The organism is Acinetobacter sp. Res13-Abat-PEC15-P4-01 (assembly GCF_015676285.1).
Lineage (GTDB): Bacteria > Pseudomonadota > Gammaproteobacteria > Pseudomonadales > Moraxellaceae > Acinetobacter > Acinetobacter nematophilus.
The window spans coordinates 1-20109 of sequence record NZ_JADAIN010000055.1 but is presented as its reverse complement, the minus strand read 5'-3'; the positions used below and the strand labels follow the sequence as shown (position 1 = coordinate 20109).

Genomic DNA, 20109 nt, shown 5'->3' with positions numbered 1-20109 from the left:
AAATTGGCAAGGCTGATTATATCTGGCTGGAGTTCTTGATTTATATTCGAAAAAATTCCTCGGTTGCCAATAAAACCCACTCATACCAAGAATATCGTTTTGGATGCACTTCCCATGGCTGTATAGTAACGTAGATCAAATGAACCTGGATCATACATTCAGATCACGGCTTACAATACAGTAGCGTGGACTGGGAGAAATTCTGTCAAAAACATAATTTGGTTCAGAGTATGAGTCGCCACCTTGCGCAATATACAGCTCATGTTGGGGGATAATGCTGTTGCTGTATCCCTTTTTTTTAGGATATTAAAAAGATGAGCCATAAAACACGAGAAATAGCCTGTGCGGATGTGTTTGATTATATCGAATATTTTACAATCGAATTAGGCGCCTTCACATCTGGATGGTATGAGCCCAGAAGCATTTGAGCCGCTTCAAAATGAAGGCTATCTCATGTTTAGGATACTGTGAGCAATCCAGTAACTATTTTTGCTTCCCATTTTTTGGTTTATAACCAACATTTAATAGATGTGAAAAATATTTTTTAACATTCTCTTGATCTGTTAATTCGGCTTCAATTCTTTCCTGAAAATCTTCTTGTGTTTCGCCTATCTTTCCAAAAGCACGTCCAAAATCTGGATTGTCATCAATATCGCAAAGTTTTTGCGCAAAATATGAAATTTGCTTTGCTGTTAATTTATATAAATTTTCTGGAGCTCTATCACTGAGTATTAGAACGGTATCTTTTTCAAAAAAAGTAAACTCTATATCAGTAATAGTCCTACCTTCTTTTTTCTGGGTATAAGTAACTTCAATATCAGTAAATTTATTGATTTGTTCTATAGCAACTTTTAGAACGCGCTTTTTAAAATCTCCCATTTGAGAGTATTCATCTTCTAGCAAGCCTAATTTCTCTCTAAGATCTGCTATAGGGACATAAAGCTTACCTGTGGATCTCCAACGTATTAAAAGCTCGTACAATCGAATAGAGTAAACACTGGTAAGTTGTGAAATTTGCTTAAGTTCATATCTAGTAAATTTTTCTTCAAGCTTAATGAAAAGCGGAAGGATATCTGGCGCAAATATCAACTGCACACATGCAGCCTCTTTGACATAACCTACTTTGGATACCCATCGACTCTTATAAACTGCTTTTTTTCCTGTAACAGGATCTATTGTTTTATAAGTAAGCCTACGTTCAAATAAATTATCACATGCTGCTTGTAATGCTTCGTATGCTGATTGTCGGCCAAGCTTGAACTGTTTCATATACTCCGAGGCATGAATCGTTAACATAGTCTCGGCCGTTAATTCTTTTTCAATCTCACGGGCAGCAAGAATTGCTATTAAAATTAATCTTTGTTCTGAAAGATTTAGTGCATAGGAAGCTTCAATTAAATTATTATCTTTATAGATTACATTGCTCATATGTTAGTGCTAAAAAATTTGATTACCAATATATGGACAATACTACTTAACGTCCATAAACGGAAGTGTTTTTTTTGAAAGGAATTTGTCCATTTATGTAAGGAATCTGTCCTCTTATATAAAGGAATCTGTCCTTTTATATAAAGGAATCTGTCCACTTATTGGTAGGAATCCGTCCACTTATTGGTAGGAATCTGTCCACTTTAATTCTTTGTATTCCCCTGATATCAATAGTTACAGCTGTTATATAAATAATAAATTTAAAATATATATAAAATAATAAAAAAGAACCTTACTTGTGGATAACTTTTAAATTATTTTTTTATCACGATAGTTGATTTTTACATGAAATCATTTTACATTCCTTAAATTATTAAACTTACGTAACTTACATAAAATATGATTATATTAGTTGGTGGTGAAAAAGGCGGTGCTGGAAAAAGCTGCTTATCTCAAAATTTAGCAGTATACCTTCAAACAAAAAATAGGGATGTCCTTTTATTAGATGCAGATCCTCAAGGAACAACAACTGATTGGATAAAAGAACGTGATGATAATGATGATTTAAAAGATATTCCTTCAGTTCAAGCTTCTGGCAATATCCGCTCAGTTCTCAAAGATCTGCAAGGTAGATATCAGGATATTGTAATTGATGCTGGTGGGCAAGATTCAGAAGCTTTACGTTCTGCAATGACAATAGCTACTCATATGTTATTACCTTTTAGACCAAAACGAAGGGATTTAAAAACATTAGCACATATGGAACAAGTTTTAAAATTAGCTAAAACTGTCAATCCAGATCTTATTGCAAGAGCAATTATTACACAATGTCCAACGTTACCATCACAAGTTCAAAGAATTTTAGATGCGAAAGATGCATGTAAATCATTTGGTATAAATGCGTTAAATGCGATTACGACTAATAGAAATGTCTATGATGACGCTGATGAAAATGGCCTTTCTGTTTTTGAAGTAAATAGTGATCAAAAAGCAAAAGCAGAGATTAAAAATATAGCTAATGAATTTTTAGGAATTTAATCATGGCTGGATTAAACGGTTTAAAAAAGAAAGTTGAAATATCTCCAGAAGATCAGTTAGCAGAAGTATTCATATCTGGGGCTGAAAAAAGGGTAAGAGCTTTAGAAACCAAAGAGAAAAAATTTATTAGATGTACATTTTCTTTGAATGATGAAGTTAATCAGTTAATTGATGAACTGGTAGTTAAAAGTCAAAATGCTCGTGTTAGTAGATCAAGTATCGTTAGAATTGCATTAGAAAATTTGGCTTCAAAAAGCTCTGAAGAAATTAAAGAAATAGTTAATCAACAACTTCCGTAATAACTTATTTAAGTTACGTAACTTATGATTGTTACGTAACCTTATCTCTTATAAATTATTACTAAAATTTTTTTATAGATTTTTATAACTCATAAAATAACAAAGAAATAACTAGGCAACAATTCCCTTGACAACTTATTCAAGTTACGTAACTTATGATTATTACGTAATATTTTATCACACAAATAGTTCCTAAAAGCTTTCTAGTAGATTTTAAAAACTCAAATAAAATTAAAAAATGATTAGGTTCTTTGAACATTTTTTGTGCATTAAATTGGTTGTCATTTGATAAATAAGTTGTTGTTTTTATTAAATAAATTTTATTAACTTAGAGTTCATTTCCACACGTAATGTTATTTTTAAAGGGTCGCGACACAGCCATCGTCATTTTCTGAAAAATGAGTTTCCAGTAGATGTTTTAGATTTCTATAGTTTTTAACTAAGTACTGAATCAAGGATTTTAAACTATTGAAGATCATCTAGATATGTCGAGCCATTATCCATTGATTATTACGTTAATTTCCCATAATGGCCATTATATTAAATCAGTGTTAAAAATAAGCTTTACTTTAGTAAATACTTTAGTAACATAGCTACTAAATAGTTTACTAAATATTTTAGTAAACACTTTAGTAAATAAGGTTGAGAACGTGGATATACCAAATCATTTATCACACAAACCGATTGTAAAATTAGAAGATTACACTCAATTAGATGGCAAATTTACCAATCAAACAGATGCTGAGGGCTTGTCTATTGGTTTAGCGCAATGGAGTAATCCTAAAGAAATGGATTTGTCTGCAAAAGTCTGGAGATACACTGGCGAAAAGTGGTCTCGACAATCAGAAGAATTGCCTATGCATCGTGTATTAGATTTAGCTAGTTTGTTATGTGCTTCTATTAGTTATGCTAAGAATGAAACTTTGCCGATTTATGATGATTTTCATATCACTTTGTCAAAGAACCCTGCGTTAATTGAAGTTCTAAAAAAAGGTGTAGCTAATGATGAAGAGCATTTGGATAAATCTCTAAAAAGATTGTCTAGATATCTCAAAGCTTTGGGATATTAATTTTAGATAGTTTTCAAAAATTAGGGGTAAATAATGACAACATATTGGCATATGCAAATACATCCAGATGATCAATCATTTTCTGATGAAAATTTATATAGCATCTTAGAAAACAAAAAAATTATAGGCTTAGGTGACTGGAAGGAAGGATGAACCGTACCGGGTTTGTCGGAGACTTTTTATTTAAGTTAGGCCACCTGACCTAACGGGTTAATCTTATCATAGTACATTGCTTCAAACTCAAAAGGCGATACATAACCCAGTGCACTGTGTACACGCTTTTTATTGAACCAATCTACCCAGTTTAGTGTCGCAAGTTGTACATCTGCTAAACCTTGCCAATCTGCTTTTAAATATTCAATCACCTCTGTTTTGTATAAGCCATTCACCGTTTCAGCCAGAGCATTATCGTATGAATCACCAGTTGTACCGACTGATGCTCGTAAATTTGCAGCTTCTAAACGATTGGTATAGCGAATAGAAAGATATTGAACACCTCTATCGGAATGATGAATCACATTCTTTGGCATGCCTCGATCGTGCAATGCTTGCTCCAATGCATCGAGCACCATATCTGTATTCATCCGTGTCGATACTTTCCATCCAACAATTGCTCGTGAGAACACATCAATAACAAATGCGGTATATACCCAGCCTGAATGAGTTTGAATATACGTAAAGTCAGCAACCCACAGCTGATCTGGATGATCAGCACTAAAATTACGTTTCACTAAATCATCTGCTCTTTTTTGATCATCTCGGCTACGGGTGGTTTGTTTATTCTTACCACGCCAAACACCTTGTATACCTAGCTTCTGCATCAATCGAGCAACTGTACAACGTGCAATAACATAACCTTCACGTTTCAATTGTTGCCAGACCTTACGCACACCATATCGACCTGAACTTTCTTTCCAAATTCGTTTGATTTGCTCAGCATGATGCTCATCATGTAGATCTCGTTTCGCTCGATGTTCCCTTGCGAAGCAATGCTTCTCATCACAGAGATCTAAAGTCCGGTAATAGGTTGAAGGTGCGATAGGTAAAATTCTACAAATCGCCTCGACTCCGTATAGCTCTTTATTATGATGGATAAAATCCACCATTATTTGTGTGGGCGGTCGAGCTCCGCCTGGGCGAAAAAAGCAGCTGCTTTACGTAGAATTTCGTTAGCACGTTGCAGTTCTTTATTTTCACGTTCGAGTTGTTTAATACGTTCTTGATCTGAAAGCTGCTGTACTTTAACTGGATTTTGTTTATCCAGATATTTTTGATGCCAAACACGTAATGTTTCAGGAGTACAACCTGAACCATACTGGGTTTATCGGAGACAAATTTTTAATATCTAAATTTATGTAACTATAGATTATACCCTAAAGTTACAATCTGAAAGTTCATGAAATTATGTATCATTTAAATGATTTTTAATCATAAGTAACATGTAACTTTAGTGTTAAAGATTTATAATTTACGAAATTGTTCATTTTTATCCAATTGGGGCGTGAAAAAGTGAAAGGCCAAAAAGTAGGGTATGTCCGGGTAAGTTCTGTCGAGCAAAACACTGGACGTCAACTTGAAGGAATTGAGGTCGATCGGATTTTTGTTGACCGTGCTTCAGGTAAAAATACTGACCGACCTAAATTTCAGGAAATGTTGAACTATGTCCGGGAAGGGGACAGGGTGATTGTACATTCAATGGATCGTTTTGCGCGAAGCCTAAAAGATTTGGTCACTGAAGTAGATAAACTGGTCAAACGAGGGATCGCCATCCAGTTTGTAAAAGAAAATATTACTTTTACAGCCGAATCCACCCCGATGGATAATTTGATGCTTCAAATGATGGGTGCTTTTGCACAGTTCGAACGTGAGATCATTTTAGAGCGGCAAAAGGAAGGAATAAAACTCGCCTCTGCTCAGGGGAAGTACAAAGGTCGGGTGCATAAACTAAAGCCTGACCAAGCTGAAGCTTTACGACAAGCATGGAAGGAGGGGAAGTATCCATCGAAAATGGCATTAGGGAAAGCTTTTGGGATTAGTCGTCAGGCGGTATACCGATATTTACAAGTTAGTGAATAGCTTATTGGGATTAGCAACTAAATTTAGTTTAACTTATAAAAATCATGAAACACTGTTCGAATTTTAAGCGTGGAACATGAATAATCAATAAAAAGCCGCTCTGGTGCCCTATATTCCAGAACGGCTTGCTTTAATATAATGATATTTAAAGAGAAATATCAAGCATTACGTATAAGGTGTATTATGTTAATTTTAGGGAAATTTAAGAATCTCTATGCAATGGTTTATTCAATATTCTTTGATTTCTTATCTTTTAGGTTAATCAGAAATAGCCAATAACATAAGCCAGGAAATAGAGCCATAAAGATAGTCCATGTATCTGTATACATCTTCCACCACTCTTTCGAAATTTCTCCTGTGTGACTCCATCCAAAAAGAATAAAAAATGGAGTAGCAATAATTATAGAGGCAATACAGATAGTTAATAAATTAAGACTGTTATAACGATTTAAAAGAATTGAGAATATGAAGCTGAAAGGTACAGTCAAAATACAATAAGCCAAGTAGACAAGACCGTGCCCTACAAGAACCACTAAAATCGAGTATAGGCTGTATTCCTGATTCATTACGATAAACAGGACTGCTGTGAAAAAAAGTAGTGGTAAAGGAGAAAGTAAGAGAGCTTTTACTATTTTTTCATTTGAGTATTTCACTAATTTAATTCTCTTATCTATTCAATAAATAATAATACTATAACGATTTTATTGGTGGTTTTTTGATTCTATTTAACATAATGGCTGTTATACGAATTTCCTCCCAAAAAATTATAAATTAATAAATATTAAATACTTATAAAACCTGTTAATATTGTAAATAATTCTTATTCACTTTAATAAAATGAAAGAAAAACTCCGATGGATCATTCTTGTTGTAAGTTTAGCTTTTTTATATGGGGTTACTTACTTTATATTTATCAATACTTCTACTGGAAAGCCCATTTTTGGGGGGATACCCGAAATTTTGGCATATATAGTTCCTGCATACTTTATTACAAGCATTCTCATCGAAGTTCTACTTAATGATATACCTAATAAAAATGTAAAATTAATGCTTGGTAAAGCACTTATACTTTTGCTTTCTTTTTTAGCCTTTACAGTAATTTATTGGCTATTTTACAAAAACATCATTATTGCTAATGAGTTAGAAAACACGTTTATTGGAAAAAACTCACACTTCATTTTTATTTGGCTGATGATTTTCTTCGGTATCAAATTTGCCAACAAATTGTACTTTAAATGAATAACATGGCGCTACTATGAATCACTCATCAATAAATACTCAGAATAATCCATTAATTAAATCTTGGTTTGGATTTTCTATAGGTGCAATTTCTGTTGGAATCAGTTTAATAGCGTTGTTCGAAACTTTCACTTTAGCTAATATTTTAAGTACTTTAGGTTTTTTATGCTTTTGGTATCCTTGGAGCCAAATGACATATTGGAATAATCCAATCAAGAACTTTTTCAAAGTAGATGATCAGGCAATGACTAAGCCATGCATCTATCTAACACTGGTAGCCACAGTACTACTTATAATTTCTGCTGTTATACGCTTTATTAATTAAATCAGATAAAAAATCTAGATCTACATTTAGGCTTTAGAGTTTATAATAAGCATTATAACAAAATACCTTTAATCTTGGTTAAGCCAATGATTCCATAATTTGAATGATTGGCTTATTTCAATGGATTAGTACGCACATAACCAATTAAATCTAGCTTAACCCGGAAACTTAACTGATGTCTCTAGTCTTCTAAATTAATTTCTTATCTATAATTTATATCTATTTGTAAACATACTTGTATTTTCATTTTTTTAATTAAAATTACTGGTTCAGTACAGAAAAGTCCCTAGAACTCCTAAGCCAAATACATCAAAAAATGCATGAGCAAGCATAAAAGGGATAAGACTATAGAATCTTTGCCGGAAAATTATAAATACAATACCTAGAGTGGTGATTGCTAATGCATCAGAAATACCTTGATAGGTATGGAAACTAAATCGAATCAAAAGACTATAAATATACATTATAGGATAATATTTTTTTGAAATAAAAAATAATATACCCAAGAAAAAAAATTCTTCATAAAATCCATTTAATAATGAATAAAAAATAAAATCTACTGACCATGAAAAATCTATATTATCTGTATTAACCTTTTTTGGAAGTATTGAAAAAAAATTAAATGATAAATAGTCATATAAACTGGCAATGATATCTGCGGTTAAAATAAAAATTAATGTTAATGGTATAGTATATCTATTAATATTGAAATTAAATAATCGAAAATTAAAATGACGTATAAATAAGTAAATAGCTGCTATTCCTAGGCTTAAGAGCTCAAAACCTATTCCCCAATAATTTGCTATTTTCAAATCATATGAGCTAATTAAAGCAGTATCTCCATAATCAGATGAATTCAAAAATTCTCCTGTTGATTGGTATATTGCTTGACCAAAAAAAATTAAGGTTAATATAAAAATATCAAATAAGTTTAAAGTATTAGTGATATTTTTTTTTAAAAAAGGCATTCATTTATTCCTAATCTTCAAAGCTTAATTATTAATCTAATCATTTTATAAGAAAAATCTTCTAAGAAATTTTCTTAGAAGATTACAGTATCTTATCTAGAAATTAAGATTTAAGCCTAAACTAAAATTTCTTCCAATTTGGGGAATATATGGCAAAAATGTTTCATGGGCATAGACTTTCTGATCAAGTAAATTATTCGCTTTAAAGAATAAATCATATTCTGTGTGAGATAGCTTATTTTTATATGCTAAAGTCATATTAAGCACATTATAACCTGATGTGGCTTTGTTGCACAAACCTATCTGTAAAGGGTTTTTCAGCGATATAATTTTCAAATGAAGAAGCCTACACACAAAATCTACCGCACAACCAATTGGCCCGCATATAACCGAGCACTTATGAGTCGCGGAAATATTGCCATTTGGTTTGATCCTGCTACGCAATGGTATGCGCCATCAAAAGGCAAACAAGGGCGAAATCAAACCTACTCCGACGCAGCCATCCAATGCTGCTTAATGATTAAATCCTTATTCCGTCTGTCTTTACGTATGGTCACTGGCTTTGTGCAAAGTCTGATTAAACTTTGCGGATTAAATTGGATAGCTCCAGATTACACCACGCTTTGTAGAAGACAAAAGCATATTGATATTGTAATCAGCTACCAAAAAAGTAGCGATGGGCTGCATCTACTCATGGACTCTACAGGCATGAAGTTTCTAGGTGAGGGCGAATGGAAACGCAAGAAACATGGACCTGAATATCGTCGCCAATGGCGTAAACTTCATATTGGTATAGATGCTAAAACCCTACAAATACGAGCAGTTCAGCTTACAACCAATAATGTCAGTGATTCACAGGTGCTTGGTGATTTACTTAATCAGATTCCACAAGATGAGCAGATTAACTCTGTTTATACCGATGGAGCTTATGACACCAAGCAATGCCGTCAGGTCATTGCAGATCGGCAAGCGCATGCGGTGATTCCACCTAGAAAAAATGCGAAACCATGGAAAGATACAAAGAGTAGCTCGCTAGAGCGAAATGAATTACTTCGAACAATTAAACGTTTAGGCAGGACACTATGGAAAAAATGGTCAGGCTATCATCGTCGAAGTTTGGTTGAAACTAAGATGCATTGCATCAAATTATTAGGAGATAAACTCAGTGCAAGGAGTTTTGATAGCCAAGTGAATGAGATCCATGCACGTGTAGCAGTTCTTAACAGATTTACGGAATTAGGTCGACCACTTACCCAAGTTACGCCTTAAATTTGGCTCAATTAGGGGCGCTTTGCATTTCAAATCTTTGTGCAACAAAGCCGTTGAAGCTCGTAGATAAATACGTGTATTCATTTCTATCATTTAATCTTAATTCTGTTAGATTAATGATAATACTATCATTTAATTATCACATTAAGTCTAATGATAGAGGTTGTGTGCGATTTGGCTCTTTATCATTCAGCTATAGTCTTTTGATAAAAAAAGCATGACTAAAAGCCATGCCTTGGGAATTCGTATAACGTGTATTATGTTAATTTTAGGAAATCTTAAGCTTTAGCCAACATAATCTTCAGTTGATATTACTTGAGCATATGCAAATTCAAAAGCGGCCATTAATGTTGCATGGACATGACCAGCAGGTACTTTAACGCCATTAAATTCCAAGTCAGCTCTGGCCCTAGAATCATTTTTTTAACTTTTCATAACGAAGAATAAAAATAACTCAATGTTTACTTTAGGTTTTATACGCTTTTTCTTTTCAGGAGATAATGCTAGGATCAAAATTGGCTAACATTAAATAATCATAATGAAGGATCTTCAAATAGTTATAGCACAAGCTCTACATTCATATGAATTTGAACATATGGAGCAATCAATAAGTAAATCCATTAGCGACACTATATTGGAAATATTGGTCAATGATGGGCCTTTTGAAAAAATTGATTGTTATCTGTATTCAAAAAAAGATTCTAAAAAAATTCTAAAAAGCTCTATACACTATGTAATTGCTGTCTTAGAAAGGGCGAAGTATAGAGTACAGAAAGCTCAGCAAGATAATCTGAGTCCTTTGTATATCTGCTTATACGTGATTAAGAAAATTGAGGGCTTTATCGAATACTTATATACTAAATTTCAACTGTGAAAGCCTCCATTTAACATAATGGGCGTTATACGAAACGCATATAAAAATAGTTTTATATTTCAAAAAGTTATGCTATAAAAAATCGGGGACGCAAACCCGAAAAGCCGACTTGGAAACAAGTCGGCTTTTTTATGAGCGGTTTTGATAGTTCTTGCCAATAATTTTGTTTAAAAAGTAGTCGATTTTGCGGTTTTTCTAATATTCTCAACGTCCCAGGATCTAAAATTATCCCCATTTCCTGCGGATAAACCTGGGACAGTTTTTAGCCTATCTTGTACGCATATGCTCACAACAATTCCGGCCCTTTGCGTCTATACGCAATAATAGAATTTTCATATGATTAAGTGGTCAGGAACAGGAAGTTCCATATAATTAAAAATAAGCACCAGGATGGCGCTATAAGACACGCAAGAGCACAGAGACCTAATGTTCCAATAAAAAACCCTGGCAGGATGCCGGGGTTTTTTATTGTTTATCCTTTCTCATTTGCAAAAACAAGCATAATGCCCTTGAAATATAGACTATACTTGACGAATCACTCGTTTAAAAAATGCGAATGCATCCTCGGCCCCTTGTAACGCTTGTTGCCGCTGTTCTGATGTTAATTCTAGACCATCTAGCTGCTCTTTAAATTTGCGCCAATGTCTCATTCGCCCTTCTTCATGCGCAGCCAAATGTCTGGCTCCATAAGAATCACTTAGATTCAGCTTTTGTGCCTCTTTACACAAAATTGCTGCACCTAAATTTGAGCCCTCAGAACAGTACAGCCAGCCAATAGCCTCAAAACCACTTGGATTAGGTTGCTCCTCGACCATTGAAACTGGATTAACATTAAGATCTTGCATATCCTTAGAGATTTGCTTTAAGCGTGATAGCTGACTCAGACCTTCGATTTTATAGTTCCAATCAAGATCATCATAGATAGGCTTTAGAGTCTTCTGAAAGATATCTTGCGCTTGCAAAAACTTACTATAATTCTCAACAGAGGCAAACGGGTGCATAGATAAAACAAGCGCATCTACACTATCATGTGTTTGACGGGAATACTTTTTTAATGCTTCACTAAGCGGTAAATTCATAATAGTTCCTAAAAGTGTGTTGTTGTTAGATATGATGAGTGTGGTTGTGTTTTATGATGCTATGTTCAAGTTCCCCCTGAATTGGACAATGCGCTACTGATTTTAGCTGATTCGCTAAAACTCGTAAGTTAGACCCACCTTATAATTTCTACCAGGTGCGGTGAATCTCTCAATACCAACGCCTTTATCATCTACCATAGAGTTGACGTTTAATTCTGCCAATGAGCGTAGGCTGTCCCACGGAACATAATTGGTATTAAAGAGGTTAAATATTCCTGCTGATAGTTTTAATTGTGAGCCTATTTTTTTACTGCCATAGACATCATAGACATAGGCTGATTTAGACCTATCAATATGTTTGTAAGGCGCTATATACTCCTGATAAGGTGAATTAAAGCCATTAGATTCTAAATTAACAACCTTTGCATCATTGGGATGCTTTCTGCCTAAATACCTCAGGTTTCCTGATAACTGCCAATCTTTTTTAGAGGATTGATACCCTATACCTAACATCGCATTCAAAGGCTGAGTAGCCAGTAGGTTGGTTCCTTTATCGCTTTCGTCTTTAGCATAATTTAAATTAGCAAACACCTTGATATCGCCCTCTGTATCAACCAATTGAGCAATATCCCACATACCACCTAAGCGTATACCATACGTCTTTGCATTGCCGATATTCTTAGCGCCAATCATATTGACAGTATGAGGGGAACATACAGGCTTACCACTCGAATAGTCTTCGTAGCATCTTTCTTGTTCTTCCTGATAATTTAATAAGCTAATAAAGTCGCTATATTTCGTATAAAAACCAGTAGCTTTAAAGCTAAAATCCTTATATTCACCTCGCAAACTTATTTCATGGTTAAGTGATTTCTCAGGCTTTAGGTGAAAATTAGGCGTTAAACTGTTTCCCATCATCTCAAATGCAGAATACATCTGACTTGTCGCTGGCGCCATAAAGCCGGTAGATATTTGATACTGTGCCTGCAAATCAGGGGTTAGTTCGTAATTAACGGAGAACATTCCTCCTATGTTACTCATTGTTTTATTGTGATCAAATTCACCGTTTTCGTAGGCGATACGCACAGGATAATATTTGCTGGATTTTTCAATCCCTTTTTTATTAATCTCATCCATATAGGGCTTATAATTATAGTGGTCATACCGAATGCCAAGCACTGTATCTAGCTTATCGGTGAGGTTGATTTTATCCTGAACAGCAATATTAAATACGTCTTGTTTCACCGATGGACCAAGGAAATCATACCAAGATTCAGCTGTGCCCGAAGCAGGAATAAATGATTCCTCTAAGATAAGCTTATGATCTTTTTTTGCATACTTTGTATTTACTGAAAAAATATGCTCACCGAGTTTTTCAGTTTGTACAGGAAAACTGCTCGCTGTGATACTTAGTTGCAAAGTCTTATCTATTTGAGGACGATGCTTTAAACCATCTAGCCTGTAATTATCCGTCCCCCAATCTTGGCTATAGGTTTCTGTATTTGCAGCGGCTTTAGCCTTTTGGTAGTTTAGGCTGGTATCTATTTGGTCAATTAATTCACTGTTAGAAGGGATGTACCTATGACTTATGCCATAGCTCTCTAATTCGACGTTGTCTTTACCAATTCTTGGTGAAAAAGTCTTTCTTGAAAAGTTATTAGATAGCGTATCTGTTTTTTGCTTTGTAGCATGAAAGCCTAACCTACTCTCTTCATTCAAATGGACATACAGTTTCGCTAACGCCGCTTCTGTTTCGTAAGTCAAGGGATCAGGCAATATCGCTGCTGTATTGCTTCTATAACCCGTGCGGGGATAAGCATAGTCTGGATCATTGATAAAGTCATATGCAGGATTAAGCTTTTCTTTATCAAAACCTATCATACGATGATTTTTCGTTTCATGGCCTCTACGATGCACGTAATTAATTATTGCTTCAAGCTTATCGTTCCTTCCTGCCAAACCAAAGGATTCGCTGATCTCTTCATTGCTGCTGCTATAACCTGTTTTGGCATAGCCGCCAAGTTGACGATTAGGTTTTATTAAATCTTCTGGGTCTTTGGTTTTGAAACTAACAGCCCCTCCCATTGCACCACTGCCTGAATTAAAAGAATCAGAACCAACCTCAAACGCTACCTCAGATAAAATTTCCACATCAGGGGACAGCCGCCCTTCAAACATGTAACCATAGGCTGAAAATATCTCGTTAACTTGCTTATCTGGCAGGCTAACGCCATCTAGGTTTAACGCTACTCTATTGCCATCCACACCTCTGATAGCGTAGCCATTACTACCATATCGACCTGCATCTGACACACTTATATCAGGGTTATAACGAACTAAGTCTTTATTACTATCAATCAAGTTATCTGAAATGGTTTTGGCTGTTTTGATGTCGTCCCCTACGTTTATAGGGGGATTTTTTTTAGCATAAACAGTGATTTTGTCCATGTATAATGTCGGTAGATCTTCTTCTTTCTGCTGAATATCCGCTAAGGCAGATTGATACATTAAAGTCCCAACAAGAATACTTAATAGGGTTTTAGACCTAATTTCGAGAATAGGTATATGTATCGACTTTCTATAAGCTGAACCCTTGAGCATCCCCAATTTCCTGTAGTAAAAATTAACTACCACTCTCTTCACATCTACATTGTCGTTAAAGAAAGCAGCATTAACCATTGTTAACATTGTGCTTACACTATAAAATATTTTGATTACAATGTAAATGACAATCATTATCATAAATAGAATAAGTAATCTGAGAGGGTTTTGCTTTTTATAAAGTAGGGAGTGAAAGAGACATCTTGTGATAATAATAGGAGTTAGGCATCGGGTAATCGAGACATCCATATCGCAACAGTGATACATATCACACATGTAGCCCAAGCAAGCCATTGCCAATTATCAGAAAATCGGTAGAACAACATACCGCAAGAAAGCGCCATCATTGACCAGGCCAAATATTTAGCTTTACGCGGAATTGCACGATGCTGCTGCCAGTCAATGACCATTTTGCCAAATATTTTATGATTAAGAAGCCAGTTATTAAATTTAATGGAACCTTTGGCCCAACAGGTGGCAGTAAGCAAAATAAAGGGGGTGGTGGGTAGGACTGGAAGAACAATTCCGATTAAACCTAGTATAAAAAAAACAGCGCCTAGAATCATAAATATTAGGCGAACGAAACGGTTATGGTGCATCTGACTATGGGCTATTTCTTTCTGTAACGTCTTTTGCTGGGGAGAGGGATATATGTTGTCCATGAGAAAGCAGCTCGATAATCATGCGGTAAATACAAATTATTCAATAAATCATTAATTATCTAGCTAAAATATAGACAAATTAACAATTCCTAACTTTGCATTATAAGTGATAATCATTACCATTAACAAGAAAAGCTTAGAATTAATTGATATTCTGTGGCCAGTCCTCATCACGAACACCTCTTGTACCAGCTATGCTTTAGCCCTGCTTGATCTATACTAAAGGGGGATGAACAATTTAGATATTTAGATTCCATAGCATCTAAGCAACCTTAGTAAAATTGCACTTATATTTAGAAATACTAGATCATATAAAAACCATTATTTAACATAAAATCTCATCTACGAAATCCAGATTCAAGACATAAAAAAGCCCGACATCCTGTCGGGCTTTTTTAGATTGGGTTGCTCGTCTTGCTGATCTCGTGCTGCCCATTCCTTGCGCTACTTTCTTATTCTTGTTTTTCTGGAAACATCCTGTTCCCTATATAGCCATCATAGGATTAATGCCTTGAATTACCAATCCGCAAAATCCTTAAATCTGTGTAAGTTTTAGCTTACAAAGTTGGCTTATTTTATCCCAAGAGTTGTCCGCAGAAATTGGGGATTATTTCTGAATTGTGAACCTTGATAAATCAGGAAAAACTGCAAAAGAGAATGTTTTTTGATCAATTTTATTGGCTAAAAGTTACCGTTTTGCTTAAAAAGAAACCGACTTGTTTCCAAGTCGGCTTTTTAGGTTTTGCGTCCCAATTTTTTATAGCATAACTTTTTGAAATATAAAACTATTTATGATTACGTTTCGTATAAGCTCTATTATGTTAAATGGACATAAATCAATTCTAAAATTATCTATGATCATTCTTACTTTTACTTCAGTACTGCGGTTAGGGTGGATAGAAAAGGGCCTAACTGCTATCATTGCCCCCGAAACCCTCCAAAATAGATATCTTTCTTAATATGACACTTACGCCACCATAAGTTTATTTATCTCTTAAAACAGTAAATAACTCATCACTGTCTAGTGATGTGGTGTAGTAGCTTGTGTGTCATATATCACATCACTAGCCTTTCCTAAAATTTAAAAAAATAGGCTATTTTCATGTTATCCACTATTCGAGAACAATGGTTCTCCAATATTCGCGGAGATGTTCTTGCGGGTATTGTTGTTGCTTTAGCTCTAATTCCTGAAGCAATTGCCTTTTCAATTATTGCAGGTGTCGATCCTAAAGTCGGGCTATATGCTTCATTCTGTATTGCCGTGGTAATTTCTTTTGTAGGCGGTCGTCCAGGGATGATTTCTGCTGCAACTGGTGCTATGGCTTTATTAATGGTCACACTGGTTAAAGAGCATGGTCTGCAATACTTATTAGCAGCCACAATTTTGACAGGATTTATTCAAATCCTAGCAGGCTATCTAAAATTAGGGGCCTTGATGCGGTTTGTATCAAAGTCAGTCGTGATTGGCTTTGTAAATGCTTTGGCTATTCTAATTTTTATGGCTCAATTACCTGAACTCACTAATGTGACATGGCATGTCTATGCGATGACAATTGGCGGTTTAGCTATTATTTATCTATTCCCTTATATCCCAGTAATAGGGAAACTTTTACCCTCTCCCCTCATCTGTATTGTCCTCCTTACGCTTTTTGCCTTGTTCATTGGTTTAGATGTAAGAACCGTAGGTGATATGGGGCAATTACCAGATACATTACCTATTTTCTTACTTCCTGATATCCCTTTAAATCTTGAAACTTTAGTGATTATTTTACCCTATTCACTAGGTTTGGCAGCCGTGGGTTTACTTGAGTCCATGATGACCGCAACAATTGTCGACGATTTAACAGATACCACCAGTGATAAAAACCGAGAATGTAAAGGGCAAGGTGTTGCCAATGTCGCTTCAGGCTTCTTAGGCGGAATGGCAGGCTGTGCCATGATTGGTCAATCCATTATTAATGTGAAATCTGGTGGACGTACCCGTTTATCATCATTTAGTGCAGGGGTCTTTCTGTTAATTATGGTGGTGTTTATCAGTGACTGGCTTAAAGCCATTCCAATGGCTGCACTGGTTGCTGTCATGATCATGGTAGCAATTGGAACATTTAACTGGGATTCACTACGCAATATCCGCCAATATCCCTTATCTAGCAATATTGTGATGATCGTTACAGTCATCGTGGTCGTTGCGACACATAATTTGGCTTATGGCGTATTAGTTGGTGTACTTCTTTCTGCATTATTTTTTGCCAACAAAATTGAACGCTACATGGCAATTCAGTCCGAATTTAATGAACCTGAAAATACCCGTACTTATACGGTAACAGGTCAAGTGTTCTTCAGCTCAGCAGATAAATTTACTTCTGCATTTGATTTCAAAGAAGCACTTTCAAAAGTTGTGATTGATGTTAGTCAGGCTCACTTTTGGGATGTGTCTGCGGTCGCTGCCGTAGATAAAGTGGTCATTAAGTTTAGACGTGAAGGAACAGAAGTCGAACTGATTGGAATGAATGAAGCCAGTAAAACGTTAGTCGATAAGTTTGGTATCCATGATAAGCCAGATGCTTTAGATCGCTTAAATAGCCACTAAGAGGGATGAATTATGTCAAAAATTATTGCATGTATTGATGGATCATTAGCAACAAATACCGTTTGTGATTATGCAGCTTGGTTTAGCGATAAATTGAATTCACCTCTTCAGTTATTGCATGTCATTGATAAGCCAAAAGCGAAAGCACCACAAGATTTAAGTGGTGCAATTGGTCTAGGAAGTCGAGAAACCTTGCTAAACGAGTTGGTTGAACTGGAAGAACGTAAGGGGAAAATTGAGCTAGAGCATGGCCAAATTCTTCTTCGGGAAGCAAAAAACTATCTATTGGAGAAGTTCTCTATTGATGCTCAAAGCTTTCAACGCCATGGCAGTCTTTTAGAAACAATCATGGGAATGGAAGAGGATATTCGAGTTCTTGTTATGGGTAAGCATGGAACTGAAACCGAGCACAATTCCAGTAAAGTTGGAACCCATATTGAAAATGTTGTTCGTGCTCTTCATAAACCCGTGTTAATCACATCCTCACCGTTTAGTCCACCTCAGTCATTTTTAATTGCTTTTGATGGAAGTCCTACTGCACGTATTTGTGTAGACAAAATTGCAAATAGCCCTTTATTAAAAACCCTGACAGCTCATGTGGTATATGTTGGTAAGCCAAATAGTGATATGACATCACAAGTCACTTGGGCAAAAGAGCTACTTGCAAATAATGGTTTTGATGTCATTGATAGTGTGCTTGAAGGTGATGTTGAGAAATCTATATTGGATTATCAAGAAAAAAACGTTATTGATATGATTGTGATTGGTGCATATGGTCATTCAAAGATACGCCAGTTTTTTATTGGTAGTACGACGACCAAATTGTTATCAAGTTCTACAAAACCAGTATTATTACTAAGATAATTTTTACAAGATAAAGGGATAGTTAAAAACTATCCCTTTTTTAGAATTTCTAAAATTAACATAATACACCTTATACGAAATGCGTTATAATTATCTATAGAAATCAATGCTGTAGTTTCTAGTTTATAGCCCAATCGCCACCGAATGGGCTTTTTTTATGATTTTTCACGTTCCACGATTGTTATTTAATCAAAGTTTCACGACTTTGTTCATATCAGTTAAACAATCGTGGTTAATCATAGGGTCTAAAAAAACGGCTCCAAAAGCCCCTTTTCTCCGGTTCCTGTTCAACCTGCTCCGGCACGGGAATACGCTTATAAATACTTTGTCGATTCATCCCATAAAGTTGTGATAACTCAATAACAGATAGTGCTTTCATTATGTAACCCAAGTAAAAATCTGTATGCTTGTAGACAATAATTAATCATGTAACGTTACATCAGTATTTTAACGATAGCCAACTTTTTCAAGATAAGGATGTAATTCTTGAAACTTAGTAGGATCTTGAAGCATTTCAGCAATTCTTATTGCAAACTGTTGATAGCTTTCAGTGCCCTGAGAGTATTTCCCAATTTCAGGTAATTCCGAAAGCTTGTTAGCAAATAAGTGGCGTTGAGCATCTGTTATTCTGGAAAAAATATCTAATGTATTGGGATCTTTCTTACGTTCTATTGCTTTGTTCTGATTTCTTTTTTGTTTGAAGCTAAAAGAGAACCCAGAAATAGAGCGACCTTCTTTATGCTGTTCAACTTTAACGATGATATCTGTATGTTCATTTATTTGTTTGACTGCTGATTCAAGTACACGTCGTTTAAATGTATCTAGTCTTGGGTAATCATCTGAAGTTAAGCCAAGCTTCGAACGAAAGTCAGAAACTTCAAATATAGGAGTGTTACCGACTTCACGCCATGCTATAAGCAACTCATAGAGTCGAATGGCATATTTTCCTGTTAATTGGGTAACTTGTTTTAACTGATAACTTGTAAATTGTTTTTCTAAACGTGTAATTAAAGGGACTACATCCATTGTAAAAGTAACCTCTAAGGTTGCAGCATCATCAATATAAGAAATATTTTGAACCCATCGAGAAATTACTTTCTTTGATTTTCCTGTTTTTTCATCAATTGTTTGGTAGCTAAACTGTCTACCAAAAAGATTAGTAACTGCTGTTTTTAGGGCTTTGTAGGCGGCATGCTTACTAACATTAAATCTGCTCATATAGTCACTGGCATGGATCCGTAGCCTAGTGTTTGAATCAATCCCTGTTTTTGTTTCTCTTGCTTGTAAGATAGCCAGTAGAATTAACCGTTGTTCTACGGTATCTAAATTATAACTCGCATTAATTAAAGCATTATCTTTTACTATTAATTCACTGGTAGGCATTTGCTACACCTTTATTATACGTGGTGTTATTACACCATCATTAATCAGTGGTGTAAATAGGTGACTTTTTGGTGTGGTATATCTCTTGTATATACTATAAATAAAGGCTTACAGCAGATCTAAAAGCATTTAAAAACTTAAAAATTATTAAAAGCCTTAGGAGGGAAAAATTGCCCTTGGTTTTCGCTACGCTCAAACTCTATTGAATCTCGCTTTCGCTCGATTCGTGGGGCAATTTTTTAGATCATCCGGTTGTGACTTTGAGAAAAAGCAAAGGCAAGAGCAAAAGCAACTCGGAATTCGCTTCGCTCATAAAGCTTTTTTACTCGCTACGCTCAATCTAG

The 20109-nt window shown here is 35.1% G+C and carries 16 protein-coding genes, 5 pseudogenes and 1 other annotated feature; of the genes and pseudogenes, 9 read left to right on the top strand and 12 right to left on the bottom strand.

The genetic code is table 11. From position 1 onward, the window contains the following. Positions 1-483 precede the first annotated feature (483 nt). Positions 484-1428: a replication initiation protein RepM gene (repM, locus tag IMO47_RS19435; protein ID WP_196076281.1), complete on the bottom strand. Its 945-nt coding sequence runs from the start codon at positions 1426-1428 to the stop codon at positions 484-486. A gap of 399 nt (positions 1429-1827) precedes the next feature. On the opposite strand from repM (IMO47_RS19435), the gene IMO47_RS19430 reads away from it, so the two are divergent. The 3 genes from IMO47_RS19430 (at position 1828) to IMO47_RS19420 (ending at position 3835) form a co-directional block, all read left to right on the top strand. Then, a complete protein-coding gene (locus IMO47_RS19430; RefSeq protein ID WP_180175077.1) occupies positions 1828-2466 on the top strand; it encodes an AAA family ATPase in 639 nt (212 codons plus the stop codon). A gap of 2 nt (positions 2467-2468) precedes the next feature. Beyond that, on the top strand, positions 2469-2765 hold the full coding sequence (locus IMO47_RS19425; protein ID WP_180175078.1) for a hypothetical protein: 297 nt from the start codon (positions 2469-2471) through the stop codon (positions 2763-2765). 650 nt (positions 2766-3415) lie between these two features. Continuing rightward, positions 3416-3835 carry a DUF6530 family protein gene (locus tag IMO47_RS19420; protein WP_196077714.1) on the top strand — a complete coding sequence of 140 codons (420 nt, stop codon included), beginning with the start codon at positions 3416-3418 and terminating at the stop codon, positions 3833-3835. A 188-nt stretch (positions 3836-4023) separates the two neighbouring features. Here IMO47_RS19420 and IMO47_RS19415 read toward each other — a convergent pair. Beyond that, positions 4024-5141 (bottom strand): annotated as a pseudogene (locus tag IMO47_RS19415) (IS3 family transposase); the annotation flags it as partial. Then, positions 4867-4983 (bottom strand) — a sequence feature (AL1L pseudoknot). It overlaps the preceding pseudogene by 117 nt. Positions 5142-5344: 203 nt before the next feature. On the opposite strand from IMO47_RS19415, the gene IMO47_RS19410 reads away from it, so the two are divergent. Beyond that, positions 5345-5911 (top strand): recombinase family protein, encoded by a 567-nt coding sequence (locus IMO47_RS19410; RefSeq protein ID WP_000678311.1) that lies wholly within the window; start codon positions 5345-5347, stop codon positions 5909-5911. Positions 5912-6135: 224 nt separating this feature from the next. Here the strand turns inward: IMO47_RS19410 and IMO47_RS19405 are convergent, their stop codons facing one another. Further along, positions 6136-6564: a hypothetical protein gene (locus tag IMO47_RS19405; protein ID WP_000877730.1), complete on the bottom strand. Its 429-nt coding sequence runs from the start codon at positions 6562-6564 to the stop codon at positions 6136-6138. Between the two features lie 184 nt (positions 6565-6748). Here IMO47_RS19405 and IMO47_RS19400 point away from each other — a divergent pair, with 184 nt between their 5' ends. Beyond that, complete coding sequence (locus IMO47_RS19400; RefSeq protein ID WP_000660211.1) at positions 6749-7150, top strand: hypothetical protein; 402 nt, start codon at positions 6749-6751, stop codon at positions 7148-7150. A gap of 594 nt (positions 7151-7744) precedes the next feature. On the opposite strand, the gene IMO47_RS19395 is transcribed toward IMO47_RS19400, so the two are convergent. Then, positions 7745-8443 (bottom strand): CPBP family glutamic-type intramembrane protease, encoded by a 699-nt coding sequence (locus tag IMO47_RS19395; RefSeq protein ID WP_196083709.1) that lies wholly within the window; start codon positions 8441-8443, stop codon positions 7745-7747. Between the two features lie 96 nt (positions 8444-8539). Then, positions 8540-8725: pseudogene (locus IMO47_RS19390) on the bottom strand (hypothetical protein); the annotation flags it as partial. Between the two features lie 54 nt (positions 8726-8779). Here IMO47_RS19390 and IMO47_RS19385 point away from each other — a divergent pair. After that, entirely contained in the window at positions 8780-9712 is a 933-nt protein-coding gene (locus IMO47_RS19385; RefSeq protein ID WP_063454701.1) for an IS5-like element ISAba12 family transposase, read from the top strand. Positions 9713-9997: 285 nt separating this feature from the next. On the opposite strand, the pseudogene IMO47_RS19825 reads toward IMO47_RS19385, so the two are convergent. Next, positions 9998-10132, bottom strand: a pseudogene (locus tag IMO47_RS19825) (cysteine hydrolase); the annotation flags it as partial. A gap of 118 nt (positions 10133-10250) precedes the next feature. Between IMO47_RS19825 and IMO47_RS19820 the strand changes: the two are divergent. Further along, positions 10251-10586, top strand: a complete 336-nt coding sequence (locus IMO47_RS19820) for a hypothetical protein (protein WP_242052704.1) — start codon at positions 10251-10253, stop codon at positions 10584-10586. A gap of 521 nt (positions 10587-11107) precedes the next feature. Here IMO47_RS19820 and IMO47_RS19380 read toward each other — a convergent pair. The 3 genes from IMO47_RS19380 to IMO47_RS19370 form a co-directional block, all read right to left on the bottom strand. After that, positions 11108-11665, bottom strand: coding sequence for a biliverdin-producing heme oxygenase (locus IMO47_RS19380; RefSeq protein ID WP_039254943.1), 558 nt, complete (start codon positions 11663-11665; stop codon positions 11108-11110). Between the two features lie 114 nt (positions 11666-11779). After that, positions 11780-14353: a TonB-dependent hemoglobin/transferrin/lactoferrin family receptor gene (locus IMO47_RS19375; protein WP_242052702.1), complete on the bottom strand. Its 2574-nt coding sequence runs from the start codon at positions 14351-14353 to the stop codon at positions 11780-11782. A gap of 134 nt (positions 14354-14487) precedes the next feature. Beyond that, the gene (locus IMO47_RS19370; RefSeq protein ID WP_000368857.1) at positions 14488-14928 is read right to left on the bottom strand and encodes a YbaN family protein; all 441 of its coding nucleotides are present in this window, start codon (positions 14926-14928) and stop codon (positions 14488-14490) included. Positions 14929-16030: 1102 nt separating this feature from the next. On the opposite strand from IMO47_RS19370, the gene IMO47_RS19365 reads away from it, so the two are divergent. Beyond that, positions 16031-17518, top strand: a complete 1488-nt coding sequence (locus tag IMO47_RS19365; RefSeq protein WP_005108963.1) for a SulP family inorganic anion transporter — start codon at positions 16031-16033, stop codon at positions 17516-17518. A 12-nt stretch (positions 17519-17530) separates the two neighbouring features. Further along, positions 17531-18382 (top strand): universal stress protein, encoded by an 852-nt coding sequence (locus IMO47_RS19360; RefSeq protein ID WP_002115246.1) that lies wholly within the window; start codon positions 17531-17533, stop codon positions 18380-18382. 232 nt (positions 18383-18614) lie between these two features. Here IMO47_RS19360 and IMO47_RS19815 read toward each other — a convergent pair. The 3 genes and pseudogenes from IMO47_RS19815 to repM (IMO47_RS19350) all read right to left on the bottom strand — a co-directional run. Continuing rightward, positions 18615-18698 (bottom strand): annotated as a pseudogene (locus IMO47_RS19815) (DNA-binding protein); the annotation flags it as partial. Next, positions 18690-18761 (bottom strand): annotated as a pseudogene (locus IMO47_RS19945) (DNA-binding protein); the annotation flags it as partial. The pseudogenes IMO47_RS19815 and IMO47_RS19945, both read right to left, overlap by 9 nt. Before the next feature lie 68 nt (positions 18762-18829). Beyond that, a complete protein-coding gene (gene repM, locus IMO47_RS19350; RefSeq protein ID WP_196077713.1) occupies positions 18830-19765 on the bottom strand; it encodes a replication initiation protein RepM in 936 nt (311 codons plus the stop codon). Positions 19766-20109: the final 344 nt, after the last annotated feature.